Below are 15,950 nucleotides of genomic sequence, written 5' to 3'. Positions count from 1 at the left end.
CCGGAAAACAGCCGAAGTGGATCACGGCCGGAAGTCGACTGTCCATGCCCGGTGGGACGGTGGACGTACCCGTCCCTACGACTTATTCTTTGGGCGCTCGGCCCGGAAAAGCGCCGGCAGGCCCATGCCCCGGTCCGCCTCCGGTGGTGCCGCCGGGCGACGCCGGAGCGACGCCCGGGGCAGTCCATCCCGCTCACGCTCATCGGAGTCTCCATGCTCGTTCGTCGGGCCGTGCCCGGATGCGCGGCTGTGCCGCAGTCGGACATACCTGATGCGGCCGAGACGGCTGATGCGGCCGAGACGGCTGAGATAGCTGAGACGGCCGAGACAGCTGAGATGGCCGTGACCGCTGAGACGGTGGATGCGGCGAGCGGTACGGCCGGACGGAGGCGGTGGCTGGCCGCCGTGGCCGTGGGGGCCGTGATCGCCACGCTCGGCGGGCTGGGGGCGGCGCTGCTCGTGAAGTCGCCGGCGCAGGTCGCCGCGGACGCCGCCGCGCCCCGGGCCGATGTGCTGACCGCGGCGGTGGAGCACCGGGTGCTCACCTCGTCCGTCATCACCCGTGGCCAGGTCGTCGCGGGTCAGACGGTCGAGGTGATTCCCCAGGTGACCGCCGGGGTGGGCGCAGCGCGTCCCGTCATCACCAAGCTGCGGGTCCGGCCGGGGGACACCGTGAAACCCGGGCAGGTCCTGATGGAGGTCTCCGGGCGGCCCGTGTTCGTCCTGGAGGGCAGCCTGCCCGTCTACCGCGACCTGAGCCCGGGTGCCACCGGCGACGACATCGCCCAGCTGCAGAGGGCACTGAAGGCGCTCGGTCACTCGTCGGGACCCGACGCCGCGGGTAGTTTCGGGGCCGGTACGAAGGCTGCGCTCAACTCCTTCTACAAGGCCGTCGGCTACAGCCCGGTATCCGCGAACGCCGCCGAGGGCGACCCGGTCGCGGAGGCCCGGAGCCAGGTCACCGCCGCCCAGCGGGCGCTGGAGGACGCCCGTAGCGCGCAGGCGGAGGCCTCGAAGCCGGGGGAGAGGCCTGGGGCGAAGCCGGGGGCGAAGCCCGGCGCCACACCGAGTGGCAAGCCGAGCACCGCGCCGAGCACCGAAGCAGTGGAACCCGTACGCCCGGCCGCCGGTGACGGCGGGAAGGCCGTGCGCAGGGCGCAGGAGGACCTGGCCGAGGCGAAGAAGAAGCTCGCCGCCGCCGAAGCGGCCGCCGGGCCCAAACTGCCCGCGGCCGAAGTGGTGTTCCTGCAGAGCTTCCCCGCCCGGGTGGACTCGGTGGTCGCGAAGGTGGGCGCCGAGGCGACCGGCACCGCGATGACGCTGTCCGCGGGCAAGCTGGTGGTGCAGGCGTACGTCCCCGAGCACCAGAAGGACCTCATCCAGGCGGGACGCGCGGCCGAGATCTACTCCGAGTTGAGCGGCCTGTCCGCGACGGGGCAGGTCACGCTCGTCTCCGACAAGCGCTCCGAGCCCGGCTCCGCGCCCGGACCGGCGCAGCCCGGCGCGGACGCGCCCGCGCCGGGTGGCCAGGGGAAGACCGGGTGGCTCGTGGAGATCACCCCCGGCGCGCCCCTGAAGGCGGAACTGACCGGCCAGGACGTACGGGTCACCGTCACCGCGGCCTCGACGGAGGGCAAGGCGCTCGTCGTGCCGATCACCGCGATCAGCTCCGGGGCCGACGGCCGGACCACCGTGACCGTGCTGGAGGCGAGCGGGGTGCGGCGCCGGGTGGAGATACGCGCCGGCACGGCCGGGGACGGCTTCGTGGCCGTCACCCCGGTGGCGGACGGCACGCTGGCGGGGGGCGACCGGGTGATCACCGGAGTCGCCCGCGAGAAGGCCTCCCCGTGACCGTGAGCGTGACGGAGTCCGATTCCGGGCCGGTCATCGAGCCTGGGCCGGTCATTGAGCCCGAGCCGGTCATCGAGTTCCGCGGGATCGGGCTGACCTATCCCGGGCCGCCTCCCGTGGCCGCCCTCAAGGCCTGTGATCTGACCGTCGGGCGGGGCGAGTTCGTCGCCGTCGTCGGTCCGTCGGGTTCGGGGAAGTCCACCTTCCTCAACATCGTGGGACTGCTGGACGCGCCCACCGGCGGAACGTACCTCCTGGACGGCATCGACACCGGCACGCTCCGGGACGCCGACCGGACCGCGCTGCGCGGGCTGCGCATCGGGTTCGTGTTCCAGTCCTTCCATCTGCTGCCCCAGCGCAGCGCGTTGGAGAACGTCATGCTCGCCCTGGTCTACGACGGCACCCCGCGCCGGGAGCGGCGTACCCGGGCCCGGCACGCGCTGGAGCAAGTGGGACTCGGCCACCGCGTCGACTCGCTGCCCACGCGGCTGTCCGGCGGGGAACGGCAGCGGGTGGCCATCGCCCGCGCGCTGGTGACCCGGCCCTCCCTGCTGCTGTGCGACGAACCGACCGGCAACCTCGACACGGCCAACGCCGATGCGGTGCTGGCCCTGTTGGAGAGGCTGCACGCGGACGGCATGACGGTCCTGGTGATCACCCACGATCCGCTCGTCGCCGCCCGCGCCAAGCGCACGGTGACGATCCGGGACGGAGTCCTGAGCGTCTCGGACCCGGCCGCGTCGGAGGTGGCCAGGTGAGGCGTGTGCGGCGCGCGCGGCGCGCGCGGCGGGACAGCCGCATCCGGCCCTCCGTGTTCGGCTGGCGCGACGTGCTCTCCGAATCCCTCGCCGGGATGCTCCAGCGGCCCGGCCGCTCGGCGCTGACCGGCCTCGGGACGGTGCTCGGCGTCGGCACGTTCGTGGCGATCCTCGGGCTGACCGCCACCACCTCTTCACAGATCGACACCCGGTTCAACGCCCTCAGCGCGACCGAGGTGAACGTCGAGGACATCGCCCACGAGCAGAACGAGTTCGCCGGACCCGCCTTCCCGAAGGACGCCGACGAACGGATCGAGAGCCTCAACGGGGTCGAACACGCCGGGGTGTTCTGGCCGGTGCGGCTGTCGTCCGACGAGACCGTGAGCACCTCCGCCGTGGTCGGGGACCGAGGTGCGCAGGGCGGCGCGACCGACGTCGTGGCCGCCTCGCCCGGGGTGCTCGCCGCGGCGGGTGCGCGCCTGGCCGAGGGAAGGCTCTACGACGCCTACGCCTCGGAGAACGAGGCGCCGGTGGCCGTCATCGGCACGGGGGTCGCCGACCGGCTCGGCATCACCACGCTGGAGACGAACCCGGCGATCTTCATCGGCGGCCGGCCCTTCACCGTCATCGGCATCGTCGCCGACACGGACCGCAAGGCCGACCTGCTGATGTCGGTCGTCGTGCCCCGCACCACGGCGGAACGGATCTGGGGCGAGCCCGACCCCGGCGGGGCGAAGATGCTGATCGCGACCAGGATCGGCGCGGCCGCACAGATCGGCCACGAGGCCCCTACGGCGCTGCGCCCCGACCATCCCGAGTACTTCAAGGCCGTTCCGCCGCCCGACCCCAAGATGCTGCGGGGCCAGGTCGGCGACGACCTGAACCGGCTGTTCCTCCTGCTGGCCTCCATCTGCCTGGTGATCGGCGCCGTCGGCATCGCCAACACCACCCTGGTCGCCGTACTGGAGCGCACGGGGGAGATCGGCCTGCGCCGGGCCCTGGGCGCGCGCGGGCGCCACATCACCGTGCAGTTCCTGGCGGAGTCGGGCGCGCTCGGCGCGCTGGGCGGCCTCGTCGGAACCTCCCTGGGCGTCCTGACCGTGGTGGGCGTCGCCGTGATCCGCGACTGGACCCCGGTGGTCCACCCCGCCACGGCGGCGGCTGCGCCGGTCATCGGCCTGCTGACGGGCCTCGTCGCGGGCCTCTACCCCGCATGGCGCGCCGCGCGCATCCAGCCGGCGGAGGCCCTGCGCCGCTGAGGGCGACCCCGGGCTCTTGCGGGCCGCGCGCCCGTCGCCGATCGTCGTCTCCATGGGGTTACTGACGACCTGTCTGGTCTCGCTGGCGGCGGTGAACATCGCGCTCGGCCTGATCCGGCTGTGGCGCCGGTCGGTGGAGGCCCGGATGGTCCGGCAGGTACGGGCCCTGCCGGTACTCGACGCCTACCACGCGGAACTGCTGGGCGCCGCCGCGCCGTTGTGCGCGAGGGACTTCCAGCCAGACAGGCTGACGCGCAACTCCTGCCGGGCGGCCGCGGTGGCGCTGCGCTTGCTGCGTGAGGACGGTCTACTCCGTGGCGGCGACGACAGCGGCGACGGCGATGACGGCGACGGCGGCGGCGATAACGCCCTAGAAGCGGGGGAGGGCGCCGCCGAGCCGCCCCACCCCGTCACCGCGGCGGCGTTCCACGCGCTGCGCCGGTACACGTCGGACGAGGACGGGACGCGCCTGAGCGTCGACGGCAGCGTTCCGACCTTCCAGGCCGCCGTCCGTGCCCACCTCGACGAGCTCTTCGCCCTCGCGCCGGCGACCCGCCTGCACATGAGCCCCTTCGGTCATCACGCGGCCCTGTGGACCTACGGCATCGGCGCGGCGGCCCCCGCCGTCCACACCTTCTTCCTCCTGCGCGCCGTCGCCCCCGCCGACCCCGACGTCGTCGGGGGCTCCTTCGTCCTGGCCTCCCTCGTCTTCGTGGCGGCCCTGATCGTGCTCACGGCCCAGGCCGGCAACACCTGGCACCCCCTCGAGGACCTGGAAGTCCCCGCCGCCTTCAGGCTGCCTTTCCCGGATCAAGGACACGATCAAGGTTGAGGGGCGGCAGGACCTCGATGATCTCTGCGATGCCGGCGACGGGCCGGGCTTCGTGCATGAGGATCACGTCACCGGGCTTCAGGTGCCGCCACTGCTCGGGCTGCAGGGGGGCCAGGCGAACGTCCGCGGTCTCTCCCGCGCGGCTTCGGCGAGAAGCTCCCAGAAGTCCACGGACACGGGGTGGACATCCCCGAGCCCCAGCAGGACACGGCGGCCTGGCGCGCCCGGCCGTCAGGCGGCGAGTGCCGTGTCACCTGCCCACACCATGACCTTTGCCGACGCCGGCATGCCGCCGCAACCACGCCGCCTCCGTGGGCGTCAGATTCGGGTCATCCAGCTTCGCCCGGACCGCTTCCTGCATCCGTCCCGCCGGGTCGGTCCGGCAGCCGCTGCGCATACCGCGTAGCAACAGCCCCCGCCCGAGGCGGGCGGCGAGTCCCGGCACGTCCGCACCGCGCACGATCACCACGGTCATCGCCACATCGGCAGCCGGATCACCAGCGCCCGCATTGCACCAGTCGATCACTACCGGGCCCCGCCGGGTCAGAATGACGTTGCCCGGATGCAGGTCCAGATGCAGCACGCGGTCGCCGTCCGCCGTGCTGAACCGCTTGGGCAGCCACTCCGGTGCCGGCAGCGCATGCAGCCGGTCGTGCAGGCGGCCCAGCTCCCGGCCGAGAGACCCCACCCGCCACGGGCGCCGGGCCAGCTCGTCCAGCATCGTCGGCCCGGCAAGCCTCTCAAGAACCATGTCGGTCTCGGTGATCTCGTACACCCGCGGCACCGGATACCCACATGCCGCAAGGTGCGTCATCAAGCGTGACTCCAGACCGGTGGGCCCCCCATGCCGGTATCGCCGCAGCACCCTGGACTCATCCAGGGCATAGACATCAGCATCCCGGCCCTGTGCGATCAACTCCATTCGGTGCAGTCTGCATGGACGACCCGGACCTAGCCAACAGGTTGAACGTGGCCTGACTAGGCACTAGTTCACCTCGCTGCCGCCTCCTGCAGCAGGCCGATCAGCCGGGAGCTGCTGTCGGCGCCGAAGCCCGCGGCGATTCCGCGGCGGTAGAGGTCGGCGTGTGCGGTCAGGATCCCGGTGTCCACACCGGAGTCGGCGGCGGTGTGGAGGATGTGCTCGACGCTCGCCGCGCACATCGCCAGGCGGGCGTACGTGCCCTCGTGCGCCTCCGCGTCGATCAGCGGCGCGGAGCCCTCGTAGAACCCGCGCATGGTGTCGGCCGTGTAGCCGGCGTACGGCACGATGTCCGCGGCCGTCAGGCCGTTGGCCCGCGCCACGGCGAGTGCCTGGTACCAGCCGGTGTACGCGGTCCAGAACATGATCATGTTGAGCTGGTAGTAGAGCTGCGCGTACCCGGCGTCGGCGCCCCGGTAGTCCGTGGCGGCCAGGACGTCGAGCGCCGGGCGGTGGGCGGCATAGACCTCCTCGGGGCCGCTGACGAACATCGACGAGCCCTCCTGGCCGATGCCGGTCGGCGGTACGTTCACCCCGCCCGTGAGGTACGAGGCCCCGCGCTCCTGCGCCCAGCGGGCGGCGGCCCGGGCCTTGTCGGGGACGTCGGAGGACAGGTTGGCCAGGACCCGGCCGTGGAGGTCGGCATCGGCGAGGGCCGTGTGGGCGGCCTCCACGTCGATGAGGCTGAGCACGGTCAGTCCGCTCGCCGCGACCGCCTCGGCGGCGCTGCCGGCCCGCCGCGCACCGCGTGCCACGAGCTCGGTGTCCTTGCCGGGGCTGCGGTTCCAGACGGTGACCTCGTACCCGGCGTCCAGATAGGCGGCGGCCATGGCCCGGCCCATGGGGCCGAGGCCGACGACGGTGACCTGGTTCGGGACCTGGTTCATGGCAGAGCTCTCCTCGGGTCGATGCCTGCGGTTCTCTAGAACGAACGCTCTATCCAGCGCTCGGAACGAACGTAGCACGCACTAGAGCGAACGCTCTATCTAGATCCCGGGGTATCGTTCCGTTCATGGCAGCAGCAGAGGCGAAGGCGACGGCGACGGCGAAGGCGGACGGACCCGGGACGCGGGAGCGGCTGGTCCGCACGGCCTCGCGCCTCCTCCAGCACGGCGGGTACGAGAACACGCCGATCAAGCAGCTGGTCCGCGAGGCGGAGGCCACCCTCGGCTCGCTGTACCACTTCTTCCCCGGAGGCAAGCAGGAGCTCGCGGTCGCCGCGATCCACTTCGGCGACGAGGAGTTCGCCGAGGGCCTGCGCTTCGGGCTGTCCGCCCACGCGGACCCGGCGCGCGCGGTCGAGGGCGTCGCGGAACTGCTCGCCGAGGCGCTCGAGGCATCCGACTGGCGCGACGGCTGCCCGGTGACGCCCACGGCCCTGGAATCGGTCGGCCGGCTGCCGGAACTCCAGGCGGCCTGCGCCCGGGCCTTCGCGAACTGGCAGGAGCTCGTCGCCGCGAAGCTCCTGGCCTGCGGCCACCCGGAGGCGGAGGCGCGCGAGCTGGCCGTCACCGTGATCAACACCCTGGAGGGTGCCGAGATGACCTCCCAGGTCACCCGCAGCCGCACCCCCCTCCTCCTGGCGGGCCGCCACCTCTCGCGCCTGGTTTCCTCCTACGCCACCGACGCCGGCACCGCGCAGGGGCGATCGGACTGATCATCAGGACCTTCGGCGGGCGCCCGCGGCACGTACGCCCGGCAGGAGATCGTCCGATGCGCAGGGTGATGCGGGATCCGTCGAGGCCGGCGGCTACCGGCAGGAGCTGAAGCGGACCCTCGGCTCCTTCCAGGTGTTCGCGATCTCGTTCGCGTTCATCTCGGTGGCGGTCGGCATCTTCGCGACCTTCGACGAGGTCCTGCTGACCGCCGGGCCGGTGGGGATCTGGCTGTGGATCGTCGCCGCGGTGGGACAGACCCTGGTGGCGCTGGTGGTCGCCCAGTTCGCGGCCCGCATCCCGCTCAGCGGTTCCTCGTACCAGTGGGCCTCACGGCTGGCCAGCCCGAAGATCGGCTGGTGGTTCGGGTGGCTGACCTTCTGCTACCTGGCGATCGGCGTGGTGGCCGTCGACAACGCGCTCGCCAGCCAGGCGTTCATGCCGCTCGCCGGCATCGCGCCGGACGAGGGCACCGCGCGCCTGATCACCCTGGTGGTGCTGCTCGTCCAGACCGTGCTGGCCGTGGCTTCCACGCGTCTCGTCAGTCTGATCAACACGGTCGCGGTGGGGCTCGAACTGGCCCTCGTCGTGGTGGTGGCGATCGGGCTCGTCATCGCCGTGGCCGTCACGGGCGACGGCTCGGTCGGCAACCTCACCTCGCGCGGTGTCGTCGAGCACGCCCCCGGCTATTTCTCGGTCGGCGGCGGGCTGATGCTCGCGATGATCATGGGGCTGGCGACCCTCGTCGGCTTCGACTCCGCGGCGAACCTGGCCGAGGAGGCCAAGGATCCGTTCCGCACCGTTCCGCGCGCGATCGTGGGGTCGGTCGTGGCGGCCGGGGTTCTGGGCATGCTGTTCCTGATCACGCTCACCATCGCGATCGAGGACATCCCCCGCGTCAGCGCCGAGGACTCACCGGTCGCGGCGATCATGCGCGACCAGCTCGGTCCGGTGATGGAGAGGACGCTGCTGGTCGCGATCACCATCGCGTTCTTCGGCGCCGGGATCGTGGTGATGGTCTCGTGCTCGCGGCTCGTCTTCGCGATGTCGCGCGACGCGCGCTTCCCCGCCCACCGGCTGATGCGACGGGTCAACCCGCGTACGAGGACGCCGATCCCGGCGACCGTGCTGGTCTTCGCCCTGGGCGTCGCCTTGATGGTCGCGCTGCCGGGAGCCGCGCTGCTGGAGCTGATCACGGCCTCGACCATCCTCCCCGCGGTCACCTACGGCGCGACCATCGTGCTCTACCTGACGGTGCGCGGACGTCTGAGCCGCAGGAAGGGCGCCTTCGACCTGGGACGCTTCGAACTGCCGGTCGCCGTCTGCGCACTGCTGTGGACGCTCATCGCGCTGTTCGTCCTGGTGGCCCCGAAGGAGGCCTTCGTCTCCGTGGTGATCGTGGTGGGCCTCCTCCTGATCGGCGGTCTGTTCTACCTCGGCATGCTGAGGTTCGACCGCCAGGCCCTGGAGACCGAGCCGGGAGAGGCGGACTCCTTCACCGGCTGACCTGGGATCAGGCCTAGGGCGCGTAGCGGGACTTCAGTTCCGAGACCACCCCGAAGAAGGCCGCGGTCAGGGGGACGGCCAGCAGCATGCCGAGGATGCCGGCGACGCTCGCGCCGGCCGTGATCGAGAGCATCACCACCGCCGGGTGCATCTGCACGGTGCGGCTCTGCACCATGGGCTGGAGGATGTAGCCCTCGATCATCTGGACCGCCAGCACCACGCCCAGCGCCCACAGGCCGATCACCCAGCCGCGGTCGGCGAGGGCGACGAGGACGGCCACGGCGCCGGAGAGGAAGGCGCCGAGGTAGGGGATGTAGGCGGTCACGAACACCAGGGCGGCCAGCCCCACGGCCCCGGGGACCTGGAGGATCAGCAGGCCGGCGCCGATCAGTACGGCGTCTACCAGGGCCACGAAGGTGGTCCCGCGCATGAAGCCCTCGACGGCCCCGTACGCGCGCCGCCCCATCGCCTCCATGAGGTCGCCCGAGCGGTGGGGCACCATCGAGCGCAGGGTGCCCACGGCGCGGTCGGAGTCGCGGAGGAAGAAGAAGATCAGCACCATGGCCAGCAGGGCCGTCGCGAGCATCGTCGCGACGACGCTGAGCCCGGTGACCACGCCCGAGGCGGCCGTGCCGCCGAACTTGGTGAGCAGGTCCTTGGAGTTCTTCGCCACGTCCTCCAGGGAGGTGCCGAGCGCCCCGAAGTGCTTCGCGAGGTCCGTGCCGGCCTTCCGCAGGGAGTCGATGATCTGGTCGCCGGTCTCGATGAGCGCGAGGACCACGATGTAGCCGGCCCCGCCGACCACGGCGGCCACGGTCAGGCAGGTGAGGGCCGCGGCGAGCGAGCGGTTGACCTTCCTGTGGACCAGCCACCGGTGCATCGGCCCGAGCAGGGCGGTGCCGAGCACGGCGAGCAGTACGGGCGTGACCACCGTCCGGAAGACGGCGCACAGCCATACGACGAGCGCGAGGACGGCGGTGGCGAGGAGGACGACGACGCACCAGGCGGCGAGGCGGCGTACGGGCTCGGGCAGCAGGGGAGTTGTCGGCACGGCTCATACAAACACGGGCAAAAGCCGCCCCCGGGCGCGCCCCGCCGGGGAGCGCGGCCGGGGGCCAGGCGGGGGCGCGGGTGCTACGGGGTGACGACGACCTCGTCGACGCGGCTGGAGGCGGCGAAGTGGGTGACTTCGGGCTGCTCGTAGCGGGCGGTCCAGGAGCCGGTCGCGCCCGCGGTGAACGTCTTGGTGAAGGTGCCGCCGGCGCCCGTCGTGGAGTGGCCCATCAGCTTCCAAGTGGTGCTTCCGGCCGGGCGGAAGGAGTAGTGGACGGTCTGCTGGGGGAAGGGCTGCCAGGCCGGGAGGGACTGGGTCAGCTTGCCGGTGACGGTGAGGGTCCGCCCCTTCTTGACCGGTTCCGGCGAGGCGTTGAGGTCCGGGATGGCGGTCATGACCCGGGCGACCTTGACGGCGGGGGTGACCGAGCCGTGGACGGCCGGCGTGCCCGCGGCGAGCAGGCGGATGTGGCCGGCGCCCGGGTAGGGCAGCTTCGTGTCGATGTTCACCGAGGTGTTGCTGCCCGCGTCGGTGGGGGCGTTGAGGCTCTTGCGGGTGGTCCAGCCGGTCTTGCCGTCCACCGAGTGCTGGATCTCCACCTTCGGCGAGGTGGTGCCGGCCGGGATCTGGGCACGGTCGAACAGGGCGCTCACCTGCACGGTCTTGTCCTTGTCGGGGAAGAAGAGCCCGATGGACGAGCTGTTCGTGCCAGGCGTCGCGGGCCCGGCAAGATCCGAAAGAGACGGCCTAAGCCGTCTCCGGCTCGTCGGGCTTCGACTGTTCGAGGAGCACGAACCACGTGGACTTGCCCTCGCCGCGCGGGTCGACGCCCCAGTCGTCCGCCAGCATCTCCAGCAGCAGGACGCCCCGCCCGCTCGACGCCATCTCTCCCGGGTGCCGCTTGTGCGGCAGCTCGTCGGAGGCGTCCGCCACCTCCACCCGCAGCCGGCGCGAGCCGAGTTCGCCCACCGCCTCGGCGATCAGCAGCGCGTCCCCGTCCGTGTGGACCAGTACGTTCGTCAGCATCTCGGAGACCATCAGCACCGCCGAGTCGACCTGCTCCGGGTCCGCCCAGTCGTGCAGCAGCTCCCGGATCTGGTGGCGGACCCCCGCGACCCGCTCCGGCTCCGCCTGGGCGACCGTCGTCATGGTGCGCCGGGCCGGCCGCGACGGGTGCAGCAGCGGGGTCTCGCAGCCGCAGCCCTCGCCCTCCCGGCAGAGCAGGACGACGGCGATGTCGTCCTCGCGCCGGTCGGCCAGCGGGCCCGTGGTGTGGTGCGAGGACGGGCCGTGCACCGCCTGGACCAGCAGGTCGGCCAGCCGTTCCAGGTGGCGGGGCTCCATGTCCTGAGAACCATGCGTCCCGGGGTCGGGGGTCTGCGACTCCAGGATCGCCCGCAGCCGCGCCCAGCCGGTGTCGAGGTCGTGCCCGCCCGTCTCGATGAGCCCGTCGGTGCAGAGCATCATCGTCTCGCCGGGTTCCAGGGTGAACCGGGTCGTCGGGTAGTCGGTGTCCGGCACGATGCCGAGCGGCAGCCCGCCCGCCGTGGGCCGCATCAGGACGGTGCCGTCGGCCATCCGCACCGCCGGGTCGGGGTGCCCGGCGCGGGCCACCTCCAGCAGTCCGGTCGCCGGATCGCACTCCACGTACAGGCAGGTCGCGAAGCGCGGGCTCTGGAAGTCGGAGTCCCCGGCACCGCTGCCCGAGCCCGGGCCCGGGCGGCCCGGGTCCGGCCCGGTGTCCTCCTGCTCCGAGCACAGGCCCGCCAGGAACCGGGAGGCGCGCGAGAGCACCGCGTCGGGCCGGTGGCCCTCGGAGGCGTACGCGCGCACCGCGATCCGCAGCTGGCCCATGAGACCGGCCGCCCGGACGTCGTGCCCCTGGACATCGCCGATGACCAGCGCGAACCGTCCCGAGGGCAGCGGGATCATGTCGTACCAGTCGCCGCCGACCTGGAGCCCGCCGCCGGTCGGCACGTAGCGCGCGGCGAGGGTCATCCCGGGGATCTCGGGGCCGAGCTGCGGCATCATCGACCGCTGGAGGCCGGTGGTGAGCTCCCGCTCGGATTCGGCCACCCCGGCGCGCTGGAGTGCCTGCGCGAGCATCCGGGCCACCGTCGTCAGGACGGAGCGCTCGTCGGGGGAGAAGGACACCGGGTGCTTGAAGGCGGCCATCCAGGCGCCCATGGTGCGCCCCGCGACGATCAGCGGCAGGAAGGCCCAGGAGATCCTGTCGAAGCGCTGGGCGAGCGGCCAGGTGGCCGGAAAGCGCCGCTTGTAGTCCTCGGGGCTGGGGAGGTAGATCGCCCGGCCGGTACGGACGACCTCCGCGGCCGGGTAGTCGGTCAGCAGCGGCATGTCCGCGAAGGGGCCCTCGTCCCCGGGATCGTGCCCGTGGTGCCCGATGATCGACAGCCGGTCGCCGGACACGCCGAAGACGGCCAGCCCGTCGGGGATGAACCCGGGCATGGACAGCGAGGCCGCCACCCGCAGGACCTCGGCGGTGGACCGGGCCTCGGCCAGCGCCCGCCCGGCGTCCAGCAGGAACGCCTCGCGCGAGCGGCGCCAGTCGCCGGTGATGGGGGTGTGCGCGGCCGTGGTGCCGGGCTGGGCCTCGGCTATCTCCTGGATGGTGCCGATCAGCTCGTAGTCGACGCGGCCGTCCGCGCCCCGGTTCTCCAGCGGCTTCGAGCGGCTCCGTACGGTGCGCAGCACGCGCCCGTCCTCGTCCATGATCCGCAGCCGGGCCTCGGCGAGGGTGCCCTCGGCGACCGCGAGGTTCACGATGCCGTTGATCTCGTTCCAGTCCACCGGGTGGAAGCGCGAGCGCACGGCGACCTCGGGCAGCGCGACGGGCTCGGCGGGCAGCCCGAGCAGCCGGGCGGCCTCGCCGTCGAGGGTGACCGTCCCGGAGGCGTTGTCCCATCGCCACAAACCGGTCGCGATGGCGGCCAGGACGTCCTCTGTGCGCACTCGGTCATCTTTACAGGTCATCCGCCCGACGTGCCTGTTCACCACCCCGGTCACGGCCCCGGTCGCCGGCCCGGTCACCACCCGGTGACCGCCCCGGCGGGCGGCCCCGCACGGGCTCGCGTCCCGGACGGTAACCTTGGGACGGTTGAATCCACCCTGGTATCACGTAGAACTGGATGACTGATGCATCGGTACAGGTCCCACACGTGCGGCGAGCTTCGTGCCTCCGACGTCGCCTCCGACGTCCGGCTGAGCGGCTGGCTGCACAATCGTCGAGACCTGGGCGGCATCCTCTTCATCGATCTGCGTGACCACTACGGCATCACGCAGCTCGTCGCCCGTCCCGGCACCGCCGCGAACGAGGCGCTCAGCAGCGTCACCAAGGAGACCGTCGTCCGCATCGACGGCAAGGTCGTCTCCCGCGGCGCGGACAACGTCAACCCCGAGCTCGCCACCGGCGACATCGAGGTCGAGGTCACGTCGGTCGAGGTGCTCGGCGCCGCGGCCCCGCTGCCCTTCACCATCAACACCGACGACGGGGTGAACGAGGAGCGCCGTCTGGAGTACCGCTTCCTCGACCTGCGCCGCGAGCGCATGCACCGCAACATCATGCTGCGCTCGGCCGTCATCGCCTCCATCCGCTCCAAGATGGTGGCCCTCGGCTTCAACGAGATGGCGACCCCGATCCTCACCGCGACCTCCCCCGAGGGCGCCCGTGACTTCGTCGTCCCGTCCCGCCTGAACCCGGGCAAGTTCTACGCGCTCCCGCAGGCGCCGCAGCAGTTCAAGCAGCTGCTGATGATCTCCGGCTTCGACCGGTACTTCCAGATCGCGCCCTGCTTCCGCGACGAGGACGCCCGCGCCGACCGCTCGCCGGGCGAGTTCTACCAGCTCGACGTCGAGATGTCCTTCGTCGAGCAGGAGGACGTCTTCCAGCCCATCGAGCGGCTGATGACGGAGATCTTCACCGAGTTCGGCAAGGGCCGCCCGGTCACCTCGCCGTTCCCGCGGATCCCGTTCCGCGAGTCGATGATGAAGTACGGCAACGACAAGCCCGACCTGCGGTCCAAGCTGGAGCTCGTCGACATCACCGACGTGTTCGAGGGCTCGGAGTTCAAGGCGTTCGCCGGCAAGCACGTGCGCGCCCTGGCCGTCCCGGACACCGCCGCCCAGCCCCGCAAGTTCTTCGACGGCCTCGGCGAGTACGCGATCTCGCTGGGCGCCAAGGGCCTGGCCTGGGTCCGCGTGGGCGAGGACGGCGGCCTGACCGGCCCGATCGCCAAGTTCCTCACCGAGGAGAACGTCAAGGTCCTCACCGAGCGCCTCGGACTTGCCGCCGGGCACGCCGTGTTCTTCGGCGCGGGCGAGTTCGACGAGGTCTCCAAGATCATGGCGGGCGTCCGCGTCGAGGCCTCCAAGCGCGCCGGACAGTTCGAGGAGGACGTCTTCCGCTTCTGCTGGATCGTCGACTTCCCGATGTTCGAGGCGGACGAGGAGACCGGCAAGATCGACTTCTCCCACAACCCGTTCTCCATGCCGCAGGGCGGCATGAAGGACCTGGAGGAGAAGGACCCGCTCGACATCCTGGCGTGGCAGTACGACATCGTCTGCAACGGCATCGAGCTGTCCTCCGGCGCCATCCGCAACCACGAGCCCGAGGTCATGCTGAAGGCCTTCGAGATCGCCGGTTACGAGGCCGAGACCGTCGAGCGCGAGTTCGCGGGCATGCTGCGCGCCTTCCGCCTCGGCGCCCCGCCGCACGGTGGCATCGCCCCCGGCGTCGACCGCATCGTCATGCTGCTCGCCGACGAGCCGAACATCCGCGAGACCATCGCCTTCCCGCTCAACGGCAACGCGCAGGACCTGATGATGGGCGCGCCCACCATCCTGGAGGAGTCCCGCCTGCGCGAGCTGAACATCGCGCTGCGCAAGCCGGTGGAGACCAAGACGACCGAGCCGGTCGACAAGGCCGTCAAGCCGCACCATTGACGTGCTCACCGGCCTGACGGCCGGTGAGTCCTGCCACGGCCGGGTGGCCGTCTCGGTGGCTTCCTGCTTCTCCGTGCTGCGCCGGGACTTCCGCCCTGGTCTTACCTGCACTCTGCGAGGCGTTTAGCCTGTCCGCCCGCCCGGCGGCCAGGGTGTTCTTGGATGCGTTGTCGTCGCGGTCGTGGACGGCCCCACATCCCTTGCATGTCCATGTACGGACGTGCAGGGGCTTGGGGCCGTCTTTGATTCCGCACGTCGAGCAGACCTGGGACGTCGGTTCGAAGCGACCGATCTTCCCGAAATACCGACCGTGCTTGGTGGCCTTGTATTCCAGCATGTTCACGAAGGCCGACCAGCCTGCGTCATGAATGGACTTGGCGAGGCGGGTCTTGGCAAGGCCGGACACCGCGAGGTCTTCCACGTACACCGCTTGGTTTTTGCGGATGATCCGTGTGGATGCCTTGTGATGCCAGTCCCGGCGGCGGTCGGCCACTTTGGCGTGCTGCCGAGCGACCTTTATACGGGCCTTTGCCTGGTTGGTCGACTAGTACCGGCCTGCCGCGTCTTTGATCACGGTCAGAGAGGTGGGAGCGGCCGGTAAGGGCCTCGACCACCTGACCTTCAGGTCGCCTACCTTGGCCACGTATACAGCCCCGTTGCCCCGGAGCGAAAAGGCTGTGCTCGTCAATCGGACAGATTGGCGGGAGTCCTTCTTCGACTTGAATCTGGGCGGTGCCATCTTCCGGCCTTTACGTGTGCCCTTGATCGATCCGAAGAAGTTCTTGAATGCGGTATCGAGGTCCCGCAGCGACTGTTGCAGCACCACTGCCGAGACCTCGGACAGCCAGGAGCGCCCTTCGGTCTGCTTGGCTTGGGTGAGATGCGTCTTGGACAGTTCGGCCGACGACGGATACGGCAGCCCCGCCGCATGGGCTTCCTTGCGTTCGCGGAGGCAATCGTTCCACACCACCCTGGCGCACCCGAATGATCGCGCAAGCGCACTTCGCTGCGAAGGGCCCGGGTATATGCGGTAGTTGTAGCGGAGCTGCATGCGAAAAGACTGTACTGGGATGTGCCGGTGCAATCCGGGTGTT

General features: G+C 71.3%; 12 protein-coding genes and 1 pseudogene. 7 read left to right on the top strand and 6 right to left on the bottom strand.

Annotated features, from left to right (window positions below; all coding sequences use genetic code 11):
• Positions 1–336: 336 nt before the first annotated feature.
• The 4 genes from OG730_RS20300 to OG730_RS20285 are packed head-to-tail and all read left to right on the top strand — an operon-like array spanning position 337 to position 4,700.
• Complete coding sequence (locus OG730_RS20300) at positions 337–1,851, top strand: peptidoglycan-binding protein (protein WP_327305561.1); 1,515 nt, start codon at positions 337–339, stop codon at positions 1,849–1,851.
• A gap of 53 nt (positions 1,852–1,904) precedes the next feature.
• Positions 1,905–2,609 carry an ABC transporter ATP-binding protein gene (locus OG730_RS20295; protein ID WP_442815204.1) on the top strand — a complete coding sequence of 235 codons (705 nt, stop codon included), beginning with the start codon at positions 1,905–1,907 and terminating at the stop codon, positions 2,607–2,609.
• On the top strand, positions 2,606–3,868 hold the full coding sequence (locus tag OG730_RS20290; RefSeq protein WP_442814965.1) for an ABC transporter permease: 1,263 nt from the start codon (positions 2,606–2,608) through the stop codon (positions 3,866–3,868). Before OG730_RS20295 ends, OG730_RS20290 begins: the two co-directional genes overlap by 4 nt.
• Before the next feature lie 52 nt (positions 3,869–3,920).
• The gene (locus OG730_RS20285; RefSeq protein WP_327305560.1) at positions 3,921–4,700 is read left to right on the top strand and encodes a hypothetical protein; all 780 of its coding nucleotides are present in this window, start codon (positions 3,921–3,923) and stop codon (positions 4,698–4,700) included.
• Between the two features lie 250 nt (positions 4,701–4,950).
• On the opposite strand, the gene OG730_RS20280 is transcribed toward OG730_RS20285, so the two are convergent.
• Together OG730_RS20280 and OG730_RS20275 are read right to left on the bottom strand one after the other, a co-directional pair.
• Entirely contained in the window at positions 4,951–5,622 is a 672-nt protein-coding gene (locus OG730_RS20280) for a phosphotransferase (protein ID WP_327305559.1), read from the bottom strand.
• Positions 5,623–5,690: 68 nt separating this feature from the next.
• A complete protein-coding gene (locus tag OG730_RS20275) occupies positions 5,691–6,566 on the bottom strand; it encodes an NAD(P)-dependent oxidoreductase (protein WP_327305558.1) in 876 nt (291 codons plus the stop codon).
• A 125-nt stretch (positions 6,567–6,691) separates the two neighbouring features.
• Here OG730_RS20275 and OG730_RS20270 point away from each other — a divergent pair, with 125 nt between their 5' ends.
• Positions 6,692–7,336 (top strand): TetR/AcrR family transcriptional regulator, encoded by a 645-nt coding sequence (locus tag OG730_RS20270; protein WP_327305557.1) that lies wholly within the window; start codon positions 6,692–6,694, stop codon positions 7,334–7,336.
• Between the two features lie 106 nt (positions 7,337–7,442).
• On the top strand, positions 7,443–8,840 hold the full coding sequence (locus OG730_RS20265; protein ID WP_327309343.1) for an APC family permease: 1,398 nt from the start codon (positions 7,443–7,445) through the stop codon (positions 8,838–8,840).
• Between the two features lie 13 nt (positions 8,841–8,853).
• Here OG730_RS20265 and OG730_RS20260 read toward each other — a convergent pair whose 3' ends face one another.
• From OG730_RS20260 to OG730_RS20250, 3 genes are all read right to left on the bottom strand, one after another.
• Positions 8,854–9,891: an AI-2E family transporter gene (locus OG730_RS20260; RefSeq protein ID WP_327305556.1), complete on the bottom strand. Its 1,038-nt coding sequence runs from the start codon at positions 9,889–9,891 to the stop codon at positions 8,854–8,856.
• Positions 9,892–9,974: 83 nt separating this feature from the next.
• The gene (locus OG730_RS20255) at positions 9,975–10,553 is read right to left on the bottom strand and encodes a hypothetical protein (protein ID WP_327305555.1); all 579 of its coding nucleotides are present in this window, start codon (positions 10,551–10,553) and stop codon (positions 9,975–9,977) included.
• A gap of 88 nt (positions 10,554–10,641) precedes the next feature.
• The gene (locus OG730_RS20250) at positions 10,642–12,867 is read right to left on the bottom strand and encodes a SpoIIE family protein phosphatase (RefSeq protein WP_327305554.1); all 2,226 of its coding nucleotides are present in this window, start codon (positions 12,865–12,867) and stop codon (positions 10,642–10,644) included.
• A 183-nt stretch (positions 12,868–13,050) separates the two neighbouring features.
• Here OG730_RS20250 and aspS point away from each other — a divergent pair, with 183 nt between their 5' ends.
• Positions 13,051–14,856, top strand: coding sequence for an aspartate--tRNA ligase (gene aspS / locus OG730_RS20245; protein ID WP_327305553.1), 1,806 nt, complete (start codon positions 13,051–13,053; stop codon positions 14,854–14,856).
• On the opposite strand, the pseudogene OG730_RS20240 reads toward aspS, so the two are convergent.
• Positions 14,840–15,907, bottom strand: a pseudogene (locus OG730_RS20240) (RNA-guided endonuclease InsQ/TnpB family protein). The gene aspS and the pseudogene OG730_RS20240 overlap by 17 nt on opposite strands.
• Positions 15,908–15,950 lie beyond the last annotated feature (43 nt).

It is taken from the genome of Streptomyces sp. NBC_01298 (assembly GCF_035978755.1).
GTDB lineage: Bacteria > Actinomycetota > Actinomycetes > Streptomycetales > Streptomycetaceae > Streptomyces.
The sequence above is the reverse complement of the archived record's forward strand: the minus strand, read 5'-3'. Positions and strand labels throughout refer to the sequence as shown.

Coding starts and splice junctions, on each gene's coding strand:
- OG730_RS20300 (WP_327305561.1), top strand. CDS start 337: ATGGCCGTGACCGCTGAGACGGTGGATGCGGCGAGCGGTACGGCCGGA.
- OG730_RS20285 (WP_327305560.1), top strand. CDS start 3,921: ATGGGGTTACTGACGACCTGTCTGGTCTCGCTGGCGGCGGTGAACATC.
- OG730_RS20280 (WP_327305559.1), bottom strand. CDS start 5,622: ATGGAGTTGATCGCACAGGGCCGGGATGCTGATGTCTATGCCCTGGAT.
- OG730_RS20275 (WP_327305558.1), bottom strand. CDS start 6,566: ATGAACCAGGTCCCGAACCAGGTCACCGTCGTCGGCCTCGGCCCCATG.
- OG730_RS20270 (WP_327305557.1), top strand. CDS start 6,692: ATGGCAGCAGCAGAGGCGAAGGCGACGGCGACGGCGAAGGCGGACGGA.
- aspS (WP_327305553.1), top strand. CDS start 13,051: ATGCATCGGTACAGGTCCCACACGTGCGGCGAGCTTCGTGCCTCCGAC.